The 20,457-nt window shown below is 70.1% G+C and carries 15 protein-coding genes and 1 riboswitch; of the genes, 8 read left to right on the top strand and 7 right to left on the bottom strand.

The window, feature by feature from the left end; genetic code table 11:
* Positions 1-67: 67 nt before the first annotated feature.
* The 4 genes from EHS43_RS00775 to EHS43_RS00760 all read left to right on the top strand — a co-directional run bounded on the left by EHS43_RS00775 (position 68) and on the right by EHS43_RS00760 (position 3,009).
* Positions 68-616, top strand: coding sequence for an RNA 2'-phosphotransferase (locus tag EHS43_RS00775; protein ID WP_125188437.1), 549 nt, complete (start codon positions 68-70; stop codon positions 614-616).
* A gap of 25 nt (positions 617-641) precedes the next feature.
* Positions 642-1,085 carry a hypothetical protein gene (locus EHS43_RS00770; RefSeq protein WP_260470328.1) on the top strand — a complete coding sequence of 148 codons (444 nt, stop codon included), beginning with the start codon at positions 642-644 and terminating at the stop codon, positions 1,083-1,085.
* Positions 1,086-1,137: 52 nt separating this feature from the next.
* Positions 1,138-2,040 (top strand): LLM class flavin-dependent oxidoreductase, encoded by a 903-nt coding sequence (locus tag EHS43_RS00765; RefSeq protein ID WP_125188433.1) that lies wholly within the window; start codon positions 1,138-1,140, stop codon positions 2,038-2,040.
* A gap of 84 nt (positions 2,041-2,124) precedes the next feature.
* A complete protein-coding gene (locus EHS43_RS00760) occupies positions 2,125-3,009 on the top strand; it encodes an HAD-IIB family hydrolase (RefSeq protein ID WP_185806070.1) in 885 nt (294 codons plus the stop codon).
* Positions 3,010-3,049: 40 nt separating this feature from the next.
* Here EHS43_RS00760 and EHS43_RS00755 read toward each other — a convergent pair whose 3' ends face one another.
* The 5 genes from EHS43_RS00755 to hisC all read right to left on the bottom strand — a co-directional run bounded on the left by EHS43_RS00755 (position 3,050) and on the right by hisC (position 11,599).
* Complete coding sequence (locus EHS43_RS00755) at positions 3,050-4,114, bottom strand: M23 family metallopeptidase (RefSeq protein WP_125188429.1); 1,065 nt, start codon at positions 4,112-4,114, stop codon at positions 3,050-3,052.
* Between the two features lie 92 nt (positions 4,115-4,206).
* Positions 4,207-7,695 (bottom strand): thiol reductant ABC exporter subunit CydD, encoded by a 3,489-nt coding sequence (cydD, locus tag EHS43_RS00750; RefSeq protein ID WP_125188427.1) that lies wholly within the window; start codon positions 7,693-7,695, stop codon positions 4,207-4,209.
* 59 nt (positions 7,696-7,754) lie between these two features.
* Positions 7,755-8,759, bottom strand: a complete 1,005-nt coding sequence (gene cydB, locus EHS43_RS00745) for a cytochrome d ubiquinol oxidase subunit II (protein ID WP_125188425.1) — start codon at positions 8,757-8,759, stop codon at positions 7,755-7,757.
* An 18-nt stretch (positions 8,760-8,777) separates the two neighbouring features.
* Positions 8,778-10,286 (bottom strand): cytochrome ubiquinol oxidase subunit I, encoded by a 1,509-nt coding sequence (locus EHS43_RS00740; protein ID WP_125188423.1) that lies wholly within the window; start codon positions 10,284-10,286, stop codon positions 8,778-8,780.
* 233 nt (positions 10,287-10,519) lie between these two features.
* Positions 10,520-11,599: a histidinol-phosphate transaminase gene (gene hisC, locus EHS43_RS00735; RefSeq protein WP_125188421.1), complete on the bottom strand. Its 1,080-nt coding sequence runs from the start codon at positions 11,597-11,599 to the stop codon at positions 10,520-10,522.
* A 423-nt stretch (positions 11,600-12,022) separates the two neighbouring features.
* Here hisC and EHS43_RS00730 point away from each other — a divergent pair, with 423 nt between their 5' ends.
* The 3 genes from EHS43_RS00730 (at position 12,023) to EHS43_RS00720 (ending at position 15,457) form a co-directional block, all read left to right on the top strand.
* Positions 12,023-13,135, top strand: a complete 1,113-nt coding sequence (locus EHS43_RS00730; protein WP_125188419.1) for a LacI family DNA-binding transcriptional regulator — start codon at positions 12,023-12,025, stop codon at positions 13,133-13,135.
* A 201-nt stretch (positions 13,136-13,336) separates the two neighbouring features.
* A complete protein-coding gene (locus EHS43_RS00725) occupies positions 13,337-14,401 on the top strand; it encodes a metallophosphoesterase (RefSeq protein ID WP_125188417.1) in 1,065 nt (354 codons plus the stop codon).
* 192 nt (positions 14,402-14,593) lie between these two features.
* The gene (locus EHS43_RS00720) at positions 14,594-15,457 is read left to right on the top strand and encodes a hypothetical protein (RefSeq protein WP_125188415.1); all 864 of its coding nucleotides are present in this window, start codon (positions 14,594-14,596) and stop codon (positions 15,455-15,457) included.
* A gap of 67 nt (positions 15,458-15,524) precedes the next feature.
* Here the strand turns inward: EHS43_RS00720 and EHS43_RS00715 are convergent, their stop codons facing one another.
* Positions 15,525-16,922 (bottom strand): VWA domain-containing protein, encoded by a 1,398-nt coding sequence (locus EHS43_RS00715; RefSeq protein ID WP_125188413.1) that lies wholly within the window; start codon positions 16,920-16,922, stop codon positions 15,525-15,527.
* A 191-nt stretch (positions 16,923-17,113) separates the two neighbouring features.
* Between EHS43_RS00715 and EHS43_RS00710 the strand changes: the two genes are divergently transcribed.
* Positions 17,114-18,289: a serine hydrolase gene (locus tag EHS43_RS00710; RefSeq protein WP_125188411.1), complete on the top strand. Its 1,176-nt coding sequence runs from the start codon at positions 17,114-17,116 to the stop codon at positions 18,287-18,289.
* An 84-nt stretch (positions 18,290-18,373) separates the two neighbouring features.
* On the opposite strand, the gene thiC is transcribed toward EHS43_RS00710, so the two are convergent.
* On the bottom strand, positions 18,374-20,182 hold the full coding sequence (gene thiC / locus EHS43_RS00705) for a phosphomethylpyrimidine synthase ThiC (protein WP_125188409.1): 1,809 nt from the start codon (positions 20,180-20,182) through the stop codon (positions 18,374-18,376).
* Positions 20,175-20,364, bottom strand: a riboswitch (TPP riboswitch). (Overlaps the previous gene by 8 nt.)
* Between the last annotated feature and the right edge of the window lie 93 nt (positions 20,365-20,457).

The raw sequence follows: 20,457 nt of genomic DNA, 5'->3' as shown, positions 1-20,457 counted from the left end.
GTTGTGGACCAAACATCCGGGCCAAAATCATTCGCGTGATTCACGTCTCGCCCAGCACCCTGATGCCATGGACGAAAGACGCACCGTGAAGGTGTCGAAGTACCTCTCGAAGCACCTGCGGCACCAGCCAGAACGAATCGGGCTCACCCTCGACGAGGCCGGCTGGGTCGAGATCGACGCCCTGCTCGCCGCGACCGCCGCGCACAACTTCCGCATCAGCCGTGAAGAACTGGACCAGGTCGTCGCCGCGAACGACAAACAACGCTTCGCCGTCGACGGCACCCGCATCCGCGCCAGCCAGGGCCACAGCATCGAGATCGACCTCGGACTGCCCCCGGCGACCCCGCCGCCGTACCTCTACCACGGCACCGTGGCCCGCGTCCTGGACGCCATCCGCGCCGAGGGACTGCGCCCCATGAACCGGCACGACGTGCACCTGTCCGCCGACCGCGAGACCGCGACCCGGGTCGGAGCCCGCCGCGGCCGCCCCGTCGTGCTCTCCGTGGACGCGGCGGCCATGCACCGCGACGGCCACGTCTTCCACGTCAGCGCGAACGGAGTCTGGCTGACCCGGACCGTACCGCCGCGATATCTGCGGTTTCCCGAGTCGCACTGACCCCCTCCCAGGCATGATCAGTGGTATGGACCAGTTGCCCAGCACTGAGGCCGCCGTCACCGCGATCCGCGTACTCGCCACCGAGTACGGGCTCGCCATGGAGGTGACGCACGACATCGGCGCCGACCAGACCTCCCGTCGCAGCGCCGCGGGTGTCGGCGTCACCACCGACCCGGACGGCACCCTGCCCCACGAGGCCTACGTCGAACTCGGCGGCCGGCCCCAGGTGGATGTGCGCCTCTTCCCGGACGACGACGCCCTGATCACCGTCGACGGAGTCGAGTGCCCGGACATCGCCCGCGACGACGTCCCCGCCTTCCTCCGCGCCCTCTACGAAGGCCACGCCTGGGTGAAGGCGCGCCGCTTCCCGCCCGGCCACTTCCTGATGGTGCCGCTCCCCGCTGACCGCGTGCACAAGGAGTTCATCCCGGTCGGCCTCAGCCCCTGGCTCAGCGGCCGTACCCGGTGACCGTGCGTCACTGTTTCACGTGAAACGCGGCCCGGCACTTACGCTCGGACACATGAGTCTGCGCCTGAGCACCGTGATCCTCCCCCACCGCCGCTGGAACGAGGGGGGTCGCGAGACGTGGCAGCGCGCGGAGCAGCTCGGCTTCCACACCGGATACACCTACGATCACCTGTCCTGGCGGACCTTCCGCGACGGGCCCTGGTTCGGTGCCGTGCCCACCCTGACCGGCGCCGCGGGCGTCACCGACCGGCTGCGCCTGGGCACCCTGGTGACCTCGCCGAACTTCCGGCACCCGGTGACCCTCGCCAAGGAACTGATCACGCTCGACGACATCTCCGGCGGGCGCGTCACCCTCGGCATCGGTGCGGGCGGCACCGGCTTCGACGCCACCGCGCTCGGCCAGGACCCCTGGAGCCCGCGTGAGCGCGCCGACCGGCTCGCCGAGTTCGTCCCGCTGCTCGACCGCCTGCTCAGCGAGGACTCCGTGTCCTACGAGGGCGACTTCTACTCGGCCCACGAGGCCCGCAACATCCCCGGCTGTGTCCAGCGCCCCCGGCTGCCCTTTGCCGTGGCCGCCACCGGACCGCGCGGCCTGAAGCTCGCCGCCCGCCACGGACAGGCGTGGGTGACCACCGGCGACCCGAAGCTGTACGAGAACGGCACTCCCGAGCAGTCCGTCCAGGCCCTCCGCGGCCAGATCGACAGGCTCACCGACAGCTGCGCGGCGATCGGCCGGGACGTGAACACCCTGGACAGGATCCTGCTCACCGGGTTCACCCCCGACCGGGGCCGCCCGCTGGAATCCCTCGACGCGTTCGTCGACTTCGCGGGCCGCCACCGGGAACTCGGCTTCACGGAGCTCGTGATCCACTGGCCGATCCCCGACTCGGACTTCGCCGCCGAGCAGAAGGTCTTCGAGCAGATCGCCATGGAGGCCGTGGCGCAGTTGGGCTGAGACGGCGTCACCGGGGCAGGTGGGTCCCGTACCGGGGTCATCCATGTCTCACCTGTGCGGGTACCCGCACGGTCGTGCACGCATATGCGGGAGAATGAGCTGGTGACCTCAGCGACTCGACAGCCCGAGACCCCGGCCGCCGGCATACCGCCGCGCCTGATCGCCACCGATCTGGACGGCACTCTGCTGCGCGACGACAAGTCGGTGTCCCCACGCACGGTCGCGGCCCTCGCCGCCGCCGAGGAGGCCGGCATCGAGGTCTTCTTCGTCACCGGCCGCCCGGCCCGCTGGATGGATGTCGTCAGCGACCACGTCCACGGCCACGGCCTCGCCATCTGCGGCAACGGCGCGGCGGTGGTCGACCTGCACGGCGGCCCCGGCGCCCACCGGTTCGTGAAGGTGCGCGAGCTGGCCCGGGAGAACGCGCTGGACGCCGTACGACTGCTGCGGGAGGCGGCGTCCGGCACGGTGTACGCGGTGGAGCAGACGTACGGCTTCCACCAGGAGCCGGACTACCCGAAGCTGCACATGGAGATCCCGGACAACCTCGCCCCCGCCGAGGAACTGCTGGCCGATGACGGCCCCGGTGCCACCGAGCCGGTACTGAAGATCCTCGCCTACCACCCCACGATGGACCCGGACGCCTTCCTCACCCTCTCCCGCCTGGCCATCGGCGACCGCGCCACCGTCACCCGGTCCAGCCCCAGCGCCCTGCTGGAGATCAGCGGCCCCGACGTCTCCAAGGCCAGCACGCTCGCCCTGTGCTGCGCCGAGCGCGGCATCTCGCACGAGCAGGTCGTCGCCTTCGGGGACATGCCCAACGACGTCGAGATGCTCACCTGGGCGGGACAGTCCTACGCGATGGGCAACGCCCACCCCGACGTGATCGCGGCCGCCTCGGGGCGGACCGTCGCCAACAACGACGACGGGGTGGCCGTCGTGATCGAGCGGATGCTGGAGCGGCTGTAGGGGGCGTTGCGGCTCCGCCGAGGCAGACCTTTGTCATAGCTCAGCCGACCGGCACCCCGCGTTCCGACAGCCACGGCACCGGGTCCACCGCCGAGCCCGCCTCCGCCGTGACCCGCACCTCGAAGTGCAGGTGCGGGCCGGTCGAGTTGCCGCTCGTGCCCGACTGCCCGATCCACTGCCCGGGCGCGACGCCCGCCCCCTGGTCGACGGTGACGTCGGCGAGGTGGGCGTACTGCGTGTAGTAGCCGTCCGTGTGCTCGATCACGATCTCGATGCCGAAGGCACCGCCGCAGGACACCTTCACCACGCGCCCGGCGCCCACCGCGCGCACCGGCGTCCCGATCGGCACCGCGAAGTCCTGCCCCGTGTGCCGGCTCGCCCACCGCGCCCCGCCGCTGCCGAACCCGGCGGACAGTTCGTACCCCACCACCGGAGCGACCCAGGCGCCCTCCGAGGCCTGCTGCGGCTGCTCCAGGGGCACGGCACCCCGGCACGAGCCGGCCGCCACGGACACGTCGGCCTGTCCCTGCAACTGCCCACGGGCCTCTTCGAGGGTCCGCTCGATCTCCCGCTTCAGCGCGGCGAGTTCGGCGCTGCGCCGCTCCAGCCTCCGTGAGGCCGCCGCAGCCCTCGCTTCATCGGCCGCGAGCCTCGCCTCGGCCCGACGGCTCTTCTCGACCGCGTTGTCGACGGCCACCCTCGCCCGTGAGAACACGTGCCGGCCGCGCATCAGGTCGGCGGGGTCAGCGGCGAAGATGATCTGCGCGGTGAGCGGGAGACCGCCGCCCTCGCGGTACTGGGCCCGGGCGATACGGCCGATCTCCTGACGCAGAACGCCGGCCTCCCGCCGCTCCCGGCCCAGGAGCTCCGCGAACCATCGCGTCCGGGCCCGCTGCGCCTGCGCCTCTTGGCGTCCCGCCTCGTACCGCTGGGTCGCCAGCGCCGCGTCCTGGTACAGCCGCAGCACCTGTGCACCGACCCCGGGATCACCGTCCGTCCGGCGGCCCAGGGCCTCAGCGGAGGCGTCCGCGGGCCGTGCCGCCACCATCGCGCACGCGCACAGCAGGGCCGGAACGAGCAATGGATGACGGCGAGGTGATCGCATGTCAGCGATCCTGTCCCCGGCGCCCGGACGCGGTCCTGTTCACGTCGTACGACCGGGGGACACATTGCTGCGGACGGGTTCAGCGCGACGCCTCAGCGTGCCGCCACCAGCAGCTCCGACTCCGCCTCCCGCTCGGCCATCGCCCGCAACGGCCCCTCCACCCCCGCCAACTCCGCATAGGCGCCGCGCTGCACGACCCGCCCCTCGTCGAGTACGACCACCTCGTCCACCGCCTCGAGTCCCGCCAGGCGGTGCGTGATGAGGAGGGTCGTGCGGCCCTCGGTGGCGGCCAGCAGATCGGCGGTGAGCGCGTCGGCGGTCGGCAGGTCGAGATGTTCGGCGGGCTCGTCCAGCACGAGGACGGGGAAGTCGGCGAGCAGCGCTCGGGCCAGCGCGAGCCGTTGCCGCTGGCCGCCGGACAGCCGTGCCCCGTGCTCGCCCACCAGGGTGTCCAGACCGTCGGGCAGGCTCTCCGCCCAGTCGAGCAGACGGGCCCGCCGCAGCGCGTCCCGCAGCTCCTCCTCGCTCGCGTCCTTCCTGGCGAGGAGCACGTTCTCGCGCACCGAGCTGTCGAAGAGGTGGGCGTCCTGGGCGCACAGCCCCACCAGCCGGCGTACGTCGTCGCTGTGCAGCCCGTAGGCGTCCACGCCACCCAGGGTGTAGGTGCCGGCGTCCGCGTCCAGAAAGCGCAGCAGTACCTGGGCGAGCGTCGTCTTGCCGGAACCGGAGGCCCCGACCACGGCGATCCTCCTGCCCTCCGCGAGGGTCAGGTCGAGACCCGCGAGCGCGTCCCGGTCCTGGCCCTCGTGCCGGGTGCTCACTCCCTTGAGGACGACCGGGAAGGGCGAGGCGGGCGCCTGCCGAGCGTGCTCAGGCTCCCGTACCGGCGCGGGAGCGTCCAGCACCTCGTGGACACGCTCGGCGCTCCTGCGCACCCGCTGCCGGTACTGGACGGCGAGCGGCAGCCCGAGGACGGCCTCGAAGGCCGCCAGCGGAGTGAGCACGACGACGGCCATCGCGACCCCGCCGAGCCGCCCGGCGGCGACCGCCTGGGCGCCGACGAGGGCGGTCGCGGTGACGGTCAGGCCGCAGATCAGGGCGGTGAGGCCGTCGCCGAGTGCGGTGGCGGTGGCGGCGCGCGAGGCGATCCGGGTGAGGACACCGTCGGCCCGCCGCGCCTCGGCGGTGCGGGCGGGCAGGGCTCCGGAGACGGTCAGCTCCGCGGTCCCGGTGAGGAGATCGGTCACGCGGGTCGACAGTTCCCCGCGGGCGGGGGCGAGCCTGCGCTCGGCGCGGCGGGCCACGGCCCCAGTGACGAGCGGGACACCCGCGCCGGCGGCCAGCAGGCCCACGGCCAGCGCGGCGCCGGCCTCCGGCAGCAGCCAGGCCGTGAAGCCCACGGAGGCCGCCGACACCACCACGGCGGCACCGGCCGGCAGCAGCCAGCGCAGCCAGTAGTCCTGCAGCGCGTCCACGTCGGAGACGAGCCGCGAGAGCAGATCACCCCGGCGGGTCGTGCGCAGACCGGCGGGTGCCAGCCGCTCCAGACGCCGGTACACGGCGACCCGGGTGTCGGCGAGCATGCGCAGCACCGCGTCGTGCGACACCAGCCGCTCCGCGTACCGGAACACGGCCCGGCCGATCCCGAACGCACGGGTCGCTGTCACTGCCACCATCAGATACAGCACGGGCGGCTGCTGCGAGGCACGCGAGATCAGCCAGCCGGACGTGGCCATCAGTCCCACCGCGCTGCCGAGGGCGAGGCTGCCGAGCAGCATGGCGAGCGCGAGCCGGCCCCGCCGGGGACCGGACATGGCACGGACGCGGGCGAGAACACCACGCGACCGCGTCGGCCGCTCGATCGTCCCGGGCTCGGCCGGGGCGGGACCGTCGTCCTCGACCGTGCGTGCCGTGGCCGTCCTGGCCACGGCGGACACCGGAGCCGGTGCCGCGGGCTCCGCCAGCCGCACCACCCGGTCCGCCACCCCGAGCAACGCCGGCCGGTGCACCACCAGCAGCACCGTCCGCCCGGCCGCCAGCCGGCGCACCGCCGCCACGACCTCCGCCTCGGTCGCCCCGTCGAGCGCCGCCGTGGGCTCGTCCAGGAGCAGGACGGGACGGTCCGCGAGGAACGCCCGGGCCAGCGCGAGCCGTTGCCGCTGCCCGGCGGAGAGCCCGGCCCCGTCCTCACCGAGCACGGTGTCGGCGCCCAGAGGGAGCGCGTCGACGAAGTCCAGGGCCCCCGCGTCCGCCAACGCCCGCCTCACCGCGCCCTCGTCGGCGTCAGGTCGTGCCAGCCGGACGTTCTCCGTGATCGTCCCGGCGAACAGCTGCGGCCGCTGCGGCACCCAGGCGATGCGCGACCGCCACTCCTCCAGGTCGGCCTCCGCGAGATCGGCTCCACCGATCCGCACCCGCCCCTCGGCCGGCCGCACGAATCCCAGCAGGACGTTCAGCAGCGTCGACTTGCCGGCCCCGCTGGGTCCGACCAGCGCGACCGTCTCACCCGGCGCGACCTCGAAGGACACGTCCGTGACGGCGTCCCCCGAGCGGCCGGGATACCTGACCGTGACCCGCTCGAAGGCCAGCGCACCGGCGGGCGCGGCAGCCGTGCCCGACGCCGGTACCTCCGTCTCCAGCACCGAGAAGATCTCCTCGGCAGCCGCCAGCCCCTCGGCCGCCGCGTGATACTGCGTACCCACCTGCCGCAGAGGCAGATATGCCTCGGGGGCCAGGATGAGGATGACCAGGCCGTCGTACAGATGCATCTCGCCGTGGACCAGACGCATTCCGATCGTGACGGCGACCAGTGCCACGGAGAGCGTCGACAGCAGCTCCAGGGCGAAGGAGGAGAGGAAGGCGATCCGCAGGGTCCGCATGGTCGCCTGCCGGTACTCCCCGGTGATGCGCCGGATCGACTCGGCCTGCGCCTTGGCCCGGCCGAACACCTTCAGGGTCGGCAGCCCGGCGACGACGTCCAGGAAGTGCCCCGACAGCCGTGACAGCAGCCGCCACTGACGGTCCATCCGGGACTGCGTGGCCCAGCCGATCAGCATCATGAAGACCGGGATGAGGGGCAGGGTTCCGACGATGATGGCCGCCGAGACCCAGTCCTCGGTCACGATCCGCGCCAGCACCGCCACCGGCACGACCACCGCGAGGCCCAGCTGCGGGAGATAGCGCGAGAAGTAGTCGTCGAGGGCGTCGACACCCCGTGTGGCCAGGGCGACGAGTGACCCGGTCCGCTGCCCGCTCAGCCAGCCCGGTCCCAGCGCGGTGGCCCGTTCCAGCAGCCGTCCCCGCAGTTCCGACTTCACCGCCGCGCTCGCCCGGTGTGCGGCGAGTTCAGTGAGCCAGGCGACGAGACCGCGGCCGGCCGAGACGGCCGCCAACAGCACCAGGGGAGTGCGCAGTTCGGCGACCCCGAGGCCGTGCTGGAACGCGCCGACCACGATCTCGGCGACGAGCATCGCCTGAGCGATGACCAGCAGGGCTCCCACGCCGCCCAGGCCCACGACGGCCACCAGGAACAGTCGGGTGGCGCGGGTGTACCGGAGCAGACGCGGGTCGATCGGTTTCACGTGAAACACACCCTCTTCTCAAGGGGCATGTTTCACGTGAAACATGCCCCATATCGGGCTCAGTGCGCGGCTTCGGCGATGTGCTGGGTGCCGATGCGCTTGCGGAACACCCAGTAGGTCCAGCCCTGGTAGAGCAGGACGATCGGCGTGGCGATCCCCGCACACCAGGTCATGATCTTCAGGGTGTACGGGCTCGACGAGGCGTTGGTGACCGTCAGGTTCCAGTCCGCGTTGAGCGAGGACGGCATGACGTTCGGGAAGAGCGTCAGGAAGAGCATGGCCACGGCGGCCACGATCGTGACGCCCGACAGCGCGAACGACCAGCCCTCACGACCGGCCTGGTTGGCCACCAGAGCGGCGACCAGGGCGATCACGGCAACCACCATCGCGACCAGGCTCTTGGCGTCACCGCTGTCGACCTGCGTCCAGAGCAGGAAGATCAGCGCAAGGGCGGCGGTGACGAGACCGACCCGGGTCGCCAGCTTCCGTGCCCGCTCCCGGATCTCCCCGACCGTCTTCAGGGCCGTGAACACCGTGCCGTGGAAGGTGAACAGGGTCAGCGTCACCAGTCCGCCGAGCAGGGCGTACGGGTTGAGCAGGTCCCAGAAGGAGCCGACGTACTCGAAGTGCTGGTCGATCTTCACGCCGTGCACGATGTTGCCGAAGGCCACGCCCCACAGGAACGCGGGGATGAGCGAGGACCAGAAAATCGCGGTCTCCCAGTTGCGCTGCCAGTTCTCCTCGGGCCGCTTGGCCCGGTACTCGAAGGCGACACCCCGGACGATCAGGCAGACCAGGATGATCAGCAGCGGCAGATAGAAGCCGGAGAAGAGGGTGGCGTACCAGTCGGGGAAGGCGGCGAAGGTCGCGCCGCCTGCCGTCAGCAGCCACACCTCGTTGCCGTCCCAGACGGGACCGATGGTGTTGATCAGGACACGCTTCTCGGTCCGGTCACGGGCGAGCAGCTTGGTGAGGACACCGACGCCGAAGTCGAAGCCCTCCAGGAAGAAGTAGCCGGTCCACAGGACGGCGATCAGCACGAACCAGACGTCGTGAAGTTCCATGACTCGATCTCCCTCGGCCTAGTACGAGAAGGCCATCGGCTTGTCGGCGTCACGGGTGTCGCCGCCGATCTTCGTGGGCGGGTTGAGGTCGGCCTCGGTGAGCTCGGGCGGCCCTGCCTTGACGTACTTCACGAGCAGCTTGACCTCGACGACGGCGAGGACGGCGTACAGAGCCGTGAAGACGAGCATCGAGATGAGGACCTCTGCCTGGGAGACGCCGGGGGAGACCGCGTGCCGGGTCTGCAGGACGCCGTAGACGACCCACGGCTGCCGGCCCATCTCGGTGAAGATCCATCCCCAGGAGTTGGCGATCAGCGGGAAGCCCAGGGTCCAGATCGCCGCCAGCCAGTAGAGCCTGCCGAGCTTGGGGCTGAGGGCCTTGTTCTTGAACAGGACCAGGTGCGGCACCTCGTCCTCGCCGACCCTCAGGTGCTGCGGCAGCATGAACTTCTTGCGGGTCAGCCAGAGCCCGGCGAGACCGATGGCGAAGGACGCCATGCCGAAGCCGATCATCCAGCGGAAGGCCCAGAAGGTCACGGGGATGTTGGGCCGGTAGTCGCCGGGCCCGTACTTCTGCTGCTCCGCCTTGTTGACGTCGTTGATGCCGGGGACGTACGAGGTGAAGTCGTCGTTGGCGAGGAAGGACAGCAGGCCCGGGATCTCGATGGCCACACTGTTGTGGCCCTTCTCCACGTCGCCGTAGGCGAAGATCGAGAAGGGGGCGGAGTCCTGACCGTCCCACAGGGCCTCGGCGGCGGCCATCTTCATCGGCTGCTGCTTGAACATGACCTTGCCGAGCGTGTCACCGCTGATCGCGGTGAGCATGCCGGCGACGACCACGGTGACCAGTCCGAGGCGCAGCGAGGTCTTCATCACGGCGATGTGCTTCTTGCGGAACAGATGGAAGGCCGCGATGCCGATCATGAAGGCGCCGCCGGTCAGGAAGGCGGCCGACATGGTGTGGAAGACCTGGGTGAGCGCGGTGTTCTGGGTCAGCACCGCCCAGAAGTCGGTGAGTTCGGCGCGACCCCTGGCCTTGTTGATCCGGTAGCCGACGGGGTGCTGCATCCACGAGTTGGCCGCGAGGATGAAGTACGCCGACAGGATCGTGCCGATCGAGACCATCCAGATGCAGGCCAGGTGGATCTTCTTGGGCAGCTTGTCCCAGCCGAAGATCCACAGGCCGATGAAGGTGGACTCGAAGAAGAAGGCGATCAGGGCCTCGAAGGCGAGCGGGGCACCGAACACGTCGCCGACGAACCGCGAGTAGTCGGACCAGTTCATGCCGAACTGGAACTCCTGCACGATGCCGGTGACCACGCCCATCGCGATGTTGATCAGGAAGAGCTTGCCCCAGAACTTGGTGGCCCTGAGGTACTTCTCCTTCTCCGTGCGCACCCATGCGGTCTGGAGACCCGCCGTGAGGGCGGCCAGGGAGATCGTCAGGGGGACGAACAGGAAGTGGTAGACGGTGGTGATGCCGAACTGCCAGCGCGCCAGGGTCTCCGGCGCCAGAGCCAGGTCCACGTCGCCGCTCCTTACCTCACAGGCTTGTGGAACAAATCCTTGCAAAAGGAACGCTTGTGAACGCGTTCACATTCACAAGCAATTATGACGCATGGCAGTTCGACACGGGATGGGCGGGGGGTCCCTGAGCGGGTCCGATAGGTCACACCTGGCGGGGCCGGTCGGCCCCTGGCGCGCCGGAGGCCGGGGTTTCACGTGAAACCCCGGCCTCCCGCAGACTCAGCTGCCGCGCGTCACAGCTCCTTGCGGAAGCCCTCCGCCACCTTCAGGAAGATGTCGTTCGCCTCGGCCTCGCCGACCGTCACCCGCACACCCTCGCCCACGAAAGGCCGTACGACCACGCCGTGCTGTTCGCACGCCGCCGCGAAGTCGACCGTGCGCTCCCCCAGCCGCAGCCAGACGAAGTTGGCCTGGGTCTCGGGCACCGTCCAGCCCTGGGCGCGCAGCCCCTCCACCACACGGTTGCGCTCACAGACCAGCGAACCGACCCGGCCCAGCAGCTCGTCCTCGGCCCGCAGGGAGGCGATCGCCGCCTCCTGGGCCAGCTGGGTCACCCCGAAGGGCACCGCCGTCTTGCGCAGCGCCGCGGCCACCGGCTCATGGGCGATCGCGAAGCCGACCCGGAGGCCCGCCAGGCCGTACGCCTTGGAGAAGGTGCGCAGCACGCAGACGTTCGGGCGCGTGCGGTACAGCTCCACGCCGTCCGGCACCTCGGGGTCGCGGATGAACTCGCGGTAGGCCTCGTCCAGCACCACCAGCACGTCACGGGGCACCCGGTCGAGGAAGCGTTCCAGCTCGGCCCGCTTCACGACCGTGCCCGTGGGGTTGTTGGGGTTGCAGACGAAGATCAGCCGCGTCCGCTCGGTGATCGCGTCGGCCATCGCGTCCAGGTCGTGCACATCGCCGGGCGTCAGCGGCACCCGTACCGAGGTGGCACCGCTGATCTGCGTGATGATCGGGTACGCCTCGAAGGACCGCCACGCGTAGATCACCTCGTCGCCCGGGCCCGACGTCGCCTGGATCAGCTGCTGGGCGACACCGACGGAGCCGGTGCCGGTGGCCAGATGAGAGAGCGGGACGCCGAAGCGCTCGGACAGCTCGTTCATCAGGCCCGTGCAGGCCATGTCCGGGTAGCGGTTGAAGGAGGAGACCGCGGCCGTCACGGTCTCCAGCACACCCGGGAGCGGCGGATACGGGTTCTCGTTGGAGGACAGCTTGTAGGCCGCCGGGCCACCGGCAGCGGCGGGCTTGCCCGGCTTGTAGGTGGGAATACCCTCCAGCTCGGCGCGCAGCTTCGGGCTTGTCTCGCTCACCGCAGTCCTCCTCATGACCACCGACGCATGGCGGCCGACTCCGGCAGCCGGCTCCAATACTGCTCACCTTATGAGGATTGCGCTCCGGTGCGTACAGGTGAGAACCAACCTCATCTGCCCCACAGGCATCAGGGGCATCACCGTACGAAGGCAGACGAATCCGGGGGCGCGGTCACATATATCTATGCGCCGGTGGCTCACGCCGTGGCGCGCGTCACCCGTGCAGGTGAGTTGAGACCTCTTCGAGACATCGGGGACTTGGCAGGCTCATGCGTGCCGACAAGTTACGTAGTGCCATTGGATCGTTTAACTGACTGCGTTTCACAGGTAGTTGACCCTAAATGACCTTGCAGAAACGTGCCTGTCAATGCGTGCATATGCGTCCGCCCTACCCCACCGCATGAGCCCTACTATCGGCTCGCCATGACAGCAGCAGGGAAGCACCAGGTGAGCCGCGCGGAAACCTCACGTCGAGGCAGTCGGCCGGGCCGGGCGGGCATCAGAGACGTGGCCGCCGCCGCCGGAGTCTCCATCACGACCGTCTCCGACGCCCTGAACGGCAAGGGCAGGCTCCCGGACGCCACCCGCCGCCATGTCAGGGAGGTCGCCGACCGACTGGGCTACCGGCCCTCGGCCGCGGCCAGAACCCTCCGTACCGGCAAGTCGGGACTCATCGGCCTGACCGTGACCACGTACGGGGATGAACCTTTCACCTTCACCGAGTTCGCGTACTTCGCCGAGATGGCCCGGGCCGCCACCTCGGCCGCGCTCGCCCGCGGTTACGCCCTCGTCATCCTGCCGGCGACCTCGCGCCACGACGTGTGGTCGAACGTCGCCCTGGACGGCACGGTGGTCATCGACCCCTCCGACCAGGACCCGGTCGTCAGCGAGCTGGTCCGGCAGGGTTTACCGGTGGTCTCCGACGGCCGCCCGGCCGGCGCGCTGCCCGTCACCGCCTGGGTCGACAACGACCACGAGGCCGCCGTCCTCGGCATCCTCGACCATCTGGCCGACGCCGGCGCCCGCCGCATCGGCCTGCTGACCGGGACGACGACGGACACGTACACCCATCTGTCGACCACCGCGTACCTGCACTGGTGCGAGCGGGTGGGCCAGGACCCGGTATACGAGGCCTACCCCGCGCACGACCCGTGCGCGGGCGCCGTCGCCGCCGACCGGCTGCTCGCCCGCCCGGACCGGCCCGACGCCGTCTACGGCCTGTTCGACCCGAACGGCACCGACCTGCTGGCCGCCGCCCGCCGCTACGGACTGCGCGTCCCCGACGACCTGCTCATCGTCTGCTGCAGCGAGTCCACGGTGTACGCCAACACCGAGCCGCCCGTCACCACGCTCTCCCTCAAGCCCCGACGCATCGGCACGGCCGTGATCCAGCTCCTCATCGACGCCATCGAGGGGGTCGAGTCGGACCAGCCGGTCGAGCAGGTGATACCGACGGAGCTGATCGTGCGCACCTCGTCCCAGCGGCGGGCCCCGCGGACGACGGTCAGCCCGCCGCGGTCACCCGAGGGCCAGTGACCGGGAGATGGCCGGGCGGGGGTCGAAGCCCGGCCCAATCGGGGCGAATGCCGCGGTGAACTGGAGTCTTGCTCCGATTCACCACCCCTGGGTCATCACATGGCGCGATCCGCATTCCTATGATGGGCCCACGACACCGCGGGCCGCTGCGACCAGGCAGTCCGAAGCGGTGCAGATGCGGCGCGATGGTGGAGGGGTCTGATGACTCAGGGGGCCGGTCAGGGACCCGAGGTGGAGCGCACGGCGGTGCTGCGCGACTTCCGGGTGCCCGCGTACGTCAACGAGACCGGTCCGTACGGCCACAGCACGCACCCCGGAGACGTCGTTCCGGCCCATGAGGAGGCCTACCCGGAGGGGTACACCCCCACCGAGCAGGACCTCCCCGTCATCGACCCCGGTGACGGGCTCCAGGCCGCCGCCGACCCCGCCGAGCAGGGTGCGGACGGCCCCGGCCCGCTGTTCGTCGTCGGCGACGTCCACGGCTACCTCGACGAACTGATGGCCGCACTTCACGACAAGGGCCTGGTCGACGCCGCCGGCAACTGGTGCGCGGGCACCGCGCGACTGTGGTTCCTCGGCGACTTCACCGACCGGGGGCCCGACGGCATCGGCGTCATCGACCTCGTGATGCGGCTGTCCGCGGAGGCCGCCGCGGCCGGCGGCTACTGCAAGGCCCTCATGGGCAACCACGAGCTGCTGCTGATCGGCGCCAAGCGGTTCGGCGACACCCCCGTCAACTCCGGCGCGGGCACCGCCACCTTCCAGGCCGCGTGGCTGCTCAACGGCGGGCAGAAGACCGACATGGACCGCCTCCAGGACCACCATCTGCAGTGGATGGCCCGCCTCGACGCCGTCGAGGAGGTCGACGGCCATCTGCTCGTGCACTCCGACACCACCGCCTATCTCGACTACGGCGACTCGATCGAGGCGGTCAACGACACCGTCCGCGAGACCCTCACACGCAATGACGCGGACGAGGTGTGGGACCTGTTCCGCAAGTTCACCAAGCGCTTCTCCTTCCGCGACGAGGGCGGCGCCGACCACGTGCGCTCCCTGCTCGACACCTACGGCGGCCGTCGCATCGTGCACGGCCACAGCCCGATCCCCTATCTGCTGGGCGAAGTGGGCTCCGAGGACGACAAGGAGGAGTCCGGCCCGGTGGTCGAGGGACCGCACGTCTACGCCGACGGGCTGGCCATCGCGATGGACGGCGGAGTGACCATGGCCGGAAAACTGCTGGTCCAGCAACTGCCCCTGGACATCTGAGCCTTCAGGGGGCAGAAGTTCACCTCGACGGGCCGGCCGCCGACCGCGCAGGTCGGCGGCCAATTTCTGGAAACCCCCTGTCACCCTGTGCCGTCACCGCTCTACCATCTGGTTATCCGTAGCAGGCTCCCCTCCGTTTCTGCCCGACGGCTCGTTGGCATGCGAGCCCCAAGCCCTACGGAGCATCGGGGGATGCACATGAACAGCGTTCCGCAGCACCTGCACAGCGAGGACCGCCAGGAGTACGAGCGGATCCTCGATGAGGCGCTGCGCTCCGCACCACACCGTCCCGAACTGGCCGCGGTCGGACAGCGGCTGAATCCCGAACAGCTGCGCACCATGGCGCTCAACGCCACCGCACTCATCACGGCGGCCGCGGCGACCGAGTACCAGCACTACGTGAAGGTCCGCGAGGAACAGCGCCGCCCGGCGACGCCGTCCCCCCTGTCGTCCGTGCAGGAACCCGGCCCCGCCGATGCGGGCACGGGTGCGATGGGGCTCGCCACCACCATGGGAGAGGTCGCCGAGAACGCCGGTGCGGGCGCCGTCGCCGTCGCCGCCGTCCTGACGCCCGTCCTCGCCGGAATCGCCGCGGCGATCTTCCTGCTCGTGGGCTACATCCTCCAGATGCTCAGCCCTCCACCGGCGTTCGCCCACGCCATGATCACTACCGGGTGGCTGTTCGGCGCCCTGACCGCGGCCGCCATCCTGGTCGCCGCCGTCGGCCTGTTGATCACCGCGCTGCGCAACCGGCCCTCGCCGGACGCGGAGTACGGCGAGCTGAACGAGGAGGTGGCACAGGCCAGGGACGCCTGGCGCGAGGCCCTGCTGGAACGCGGCCTGCTCCCCTTCCTCAGGGACGCCCTGGCCGACCCCGGCACCGCCGCACTGCGCCACACGGCACCCCCCGCGCCGACCAGCCGGATGCCCAGCCTCGGCTACGACCGCCCGGGCTTCAGCAGCCCGGACGACGGAGCCTCCGGTGCCCGTCCGAGCTTCAGCAGCCCGGACTACACCAGCCCGGACTTCGGGGGGCCGGAGCACCAGCCGGAATGACATCCGGCACAGCCCCTCGGCTTGCGCCCCCACCACGGGGAGCGCAAGCCGAAGACCCGGCATCGGCTCAGAGGATGCCCGCCTGGCCGGCGGCAGCCACCCAGGCCGGGAACTCCGACAGGAGCCGGTCGTACAGCTCCTGGTCGGGGACCGTGCTGATGTCGTCCACGGCGAAGAACCCCACGTTGTCGACGCGACGTCCGGGCAGGGTGTCGAAGCGTTCCAGCACCCCGTAGTTGGACCGTCCCAGTCCCACGAACTGCCAGAAGACCGGTTCCTCCACGGCTTCCCGGAGCTCCCGCTCGATCGCCGCGTCGCGGTGGACGCCCCCGTCGGAGAAGAACAGCACAAGGGTGGGAGCGGCGGCCGGATTCTCCCGCACATAGGCACGCACCTGGGCGATCGCCTTCTGCTCCTCGTTCTGGATGCCCACCATCCGCATGTCGACCTGGCCGGCTTCCAGCTCCCGGCTCGATCTCCTGCTGCGGCGGAAGAGGCTCATCTGTCCCACCCGAACATGGAGCCGCAGCCACTCGGGAAGTTCACCGAGACGCAGATCAGGCAGCCGTGCCGCGTTCGAAGCGAAGGTCCAGGCCTGCATCTCACCGTCGTCGTCCAGCTGTGCGGCGACCGCGGCCATACGCTCCACGACGTCGGCCACGACGCCTTTGGAGTAGAGGAACGACATGGAGCCGGAGGCGTCCAGGACCAGGATGACTCTCGCGGTGATCCCGGCTGCTCCGTGCTTGCTGAGACTGACCGCGACCTGTTCCTTGCGCAGCGACAGACGCTTGCGCATGTCGACGGGCAGCTGTTCCTCGCCCTTGACGAGGCGCGGGCCGACGGGTGGGGCGGCCGCCGGCACAGGTGGCGTCGGAACAGGTGCAGGTGCCGAAGCAGGAGACGTCGACGGAGTGGACGTGTCCGAGGGTTCGTCGTCCACGGTGATGCCGAAATCCGTGGCCAGCCCGGCGAGCCCGGAGGCGTAGCCCTGGCCGACCGCGCGGAACTTCCACTGCCCCGCCCGCAGGTACAGCTCGCCGCCGATGAACGCGGTCTCCGTCCCGGCCTCCATGGAGAACCGCGCGAGCTCGGTCCCTGTTCCGGCGTCCAGCAGCCTCAAGGTCAGCCCGGGAACCGCACCGAACGTGCCGCCATCGGACGACGCACACAGCACCACCCGCTCGACGGCGGGTTCGAGCGCCCGCAGATCCACTGCGACCGTGTCCGTCAGCACTCCTGCCGCACTCTGCTTTCCCAGGTGGGTCACGGCGTTCGACGCGTGTCGCGGCTGGTTGTAGAAGACGAAGTCACCGTCGTCGCGGACCCGTCCGGCATCGGTGAGCAGCAACGCCGAGGCGTCGACGTCCGGTACGCCGGGACCGTCGGACCAGGTCAACTCGACGCGCACCGAAGAGGAATCGACGGGGAGGTTGGCGCCCTTGCTCAGTGCTCTCGCTGTCATGGGGTCAGTCTGCCCGCCGGGGGCCGGAGGGGCTGCTCACTGGAGTCCCGCGAAAGCGGAGCCCGGAGCTCCGGGGGCCGGGGTCGGGGGCCCGTCACCAGAGGGTCACGACGGCCTCGGGGTCCGGTCCGGGTGTACGTGGGGGGCATCCCGGATGGCACCACGGGCCGACGTCGGCAGCATGACAGACCATGACTCCTCTCTCCCGACGTTCCCTCATGGGCGGTGTGGCGGCCAGTGCCCTCTCGGCTGCCACCGCGAGCACCCGTGCGCACGCGTCAACCGGGATCACCCCTTCCGGTCAGGTGACCGACGGCGGCCACCTGACGACCGCGGACCCCCGTGCCCTGCAAGCGGCGATCAGCGACCTGTCCCACCCGCCGGCCACCTCCGCGCAACTGCGGCTCGGGGACCGGGAAACACACTGGTACGGCACGGCAGGCGTCTCGGACCTCAGCAGCGGCCGTGCCGTGCACGGGGACGACCAGTTCCGGGCAGGCAGCGTGACCAAGGCATTCGTGGCGACGGTCGTCCTGCAGTTGTGGGCGCAGCACCGGCTGGACCTCGACGCTCCCATCGGCGGTTACCTTCGGGGCCTTCTTCCCTCCTCCTTCGCGCGCATCACAGTGACGCACCTGCTGAACCACACAAGTGGGCTGCCCGACCATCGAGGACTGCCGGACCTCAGTACCCCGGAAGCCGTCCTACGGCATCGAGGTGACCGATGGACGCCCCGGGAACTGGTGCGGACCGTGACCCACAGCCCGCTCAAGTTCCCCCCGGGCACCAGACAGGAGTACCGCGGCATCAACTACGTGCTGCTCGCCCTGCTCATCGAGGAGCTCACCGGCCGGCCCTACGGCGAGGCGATCAGGTCCCGCATCCTGCGCCCCCTGAACCTGACACGGACACGGTTGCCCGGTGACGCCCCGTGCCTGCACGGCCCGCATGTGCACGGCTACCTCCGCATGACCGACACCTCGCTCCAGGACGTCACGACGTACGAGCAGTCGAGCTCCTGGGGCGAAGGAGAACTGGTCTCGTCCGCCGACGACCTCTTCCGCTTCCAGGAGGCCCTGTTCTCCGGCCGGTTACTGGCCCCCGAGGCCATGAACCACCTCTTCGCCCTGCCACCGGCATCCGTCACCATGCTGGACGGCAGTCCGGCCCGCTACAGCAGAGGGCTGCAGACGGCCACGGTGAACGGCGTGACGTTCTGGGGCAAGACCGGTGACACGTACGGCTACCGCACCCGCATGATCGCCACCCGCGACCTGCGGCTCCGCTTCGTGCTGTCGTACACAACGACGCCCCTGGCCGCGCAGGAGGACATGATCAACCGGGTCGTCGCCCTGCTCACCACCTGAGCGTCCGTGGTTGTCGACCACGGGGATCCGCGCCACCTGCCCACTCGCTCGGTCCGGCGGCGCGGATCCACTCACCTGCCGGGCTCAGTCCGCAAGCGGCAGGTAGACCCGGTTCCCGCTCGCCGCGAACTCCTTCGACTTCTGCAGCATGCCCTCGGCGACCTCCTCAGCCGTCGCCCCCGCGGCCGCCGTGCCGCCGAACTGCGCCGTGATGCTTTGGCTGATCTTCATCGAGCAGAACTTCGGCCCGCACATGGAACAGAAGTGAGCCGTCTTGGCCGGTTCGGCCGGGAGGGTCTCATCGTGGAACTCCCGGGCCGTGTCGGGGTCGAGGGCCAGGTTGAACTGGTCCTCCCAGCGGAACTCGAAGCGCGCGTCGGACAGGGCGTCGTCCCACTCCTGGGCGCCCGGGTGTCCCTTGGCGAGGTCGGCCGCGTGAGCGGCGATCTTGTAAGTGATGACACCCGTCTTGACGTCGTCCCGGTTGGGCAGGCCCAGGTGCTCCTTGGGCGTGACGTAGCAGAGCATCGCGGTGCCCCACCAGGCGATCATCGCGGCGCCGATGCCCGAGGTGATGTGGTCGTAGGCCGGTGCGACGTCGGTGGTCAGCGGGCCGAGCGTATAGAACGGAGCTTCATCGCAGATCTCCTGCTGAAGGTCGATGTTCTCCTTGATCTTGTGCATCGGGACGTGCCCCGGGCCCTCGATCATGGTCTGTACGTTGAAACGCTTCGCGATCCGGTTGAGTTCCCCGAGCGTGCGCAACTCCGCGAACTGCGCCTCGTCGTTGGCGTCCGCGATCGACCCGGGCCGGAGGCCGTCGCCCAGCGAGTACGTGACGTCGTAGGCGGCGAGGATCTCGCACAGTTCCTCGAAGTTCTCGTACAGGAACGACTCCTTGTGATGCGCCAGGCACCAGGCGGCCATGATCGAGCCGCCCCGCGAGACGATGCCCGTCTTGCGGTTGGCCGTCAGCGGTACGTACGGCAGGCGCACGCCCGCGTGGACCGTCATGTAGTCCACGCCCTGCTCGGCCTGCTCGATGACCGTGTCCTTGTAGATCTCCCAGGTCAGCTCCTCGGCACGGCCGTCCACCTTCTCCAGCGCCTGGTAGAGCGGCACCGTGCCGATGGGGACGGGGGAGTTGCGCAGCACCCACTCACGGGTGGTGTGGATGTTGCGGCCGGTGGACAGGTCCATGACCGTGTCGGCGCCCCAGCGCGTCGCCCAGGTCATCTTCTCGACCTCCTCCTCGATGGAGGAGGTCACCGCGGAGTTGCCGATGTTGGCGTTGACCTTCACCAGGAACCGCTTGCCGATGATCATCGGCTCGATCTCCGGGTGGTTGACGTTCGCCGGCAGCACTGCGCGGCCCGCGGCGATCTCCTCCCGGACGACCTCGGGAGAGACGTTCTCCCGGATGGCCACGTACTCCATCTCCGGGGTGATCTCGCCGCGGCGGGCGTAGGCGAGCTGTGTCACCGCCTTGCCGTCACGGCTTCGGCGCGGCTGGCGGGGCCGCCCCGGGAAGACCGCGTCGAGGTTGCGGAGGCCCCCTCGGGGTGAGGTGTGCTTGATCCCGTCGTCCTCGGGGCGCACGGGACGGCCCGCGTACTCCTCGGTGTCACCGCGGGCGATGATCCAGTTCTCCCGCAGAGGCGCGAGACCCCGGCGGACATCGGTATCGGTGAGCGGATCGGTGTACGGGCCCGACGTGTCGTACAGCGTGACCGACTGCCCGTTGGTGAGGTGCACCTGACGAACCGGCACCCGCAGATCGGGGCGTGAGCCCTCGACGTACGCCTTGTGCCAGCCGATGGACTTCCCGGCCTCCGGGTCGAGCTGGTCGTCGTTCTGCTCGGAGGCAGGCGTGCGCGCGTCCTTGATGGTCATGAGACCTACTCCCTACGCCGGCATTACCCGGTAACAGGTTCGGCGGTCGACGCAGCGGCTTCCGTCTGCCGACGTTTCGTGGGGAACGTCACTCGCTGGAGATGACGTTCCACGTGAAACATCGCTGGGACGGAGGTCAGCGCCCTCTCAGCCCGGTGCTCCGAGCTCCCGCGTGTACAAAGGTGGCTCCACGCTAGCGTCAATTCGGGCGCGGTGAACAGGGGGCCCCTGTCGTTCTTGCGATGATCGGGCGGTGACCACGACGCATCAGCCCC

Origin of the sequence: Streptomyces sp. RP5T, assembly GCF_003933965.1 — a bacterium.
GTDB lineage: Bacteria > Actinomycetota > Actinomycetes > Streptomycetales > Streptomycetaceae > Streptomyces.
Note: the sequence above shows the minus strand (reverse complement) of the source record. Positions and strands in the feature narration are given on the sequence as shown.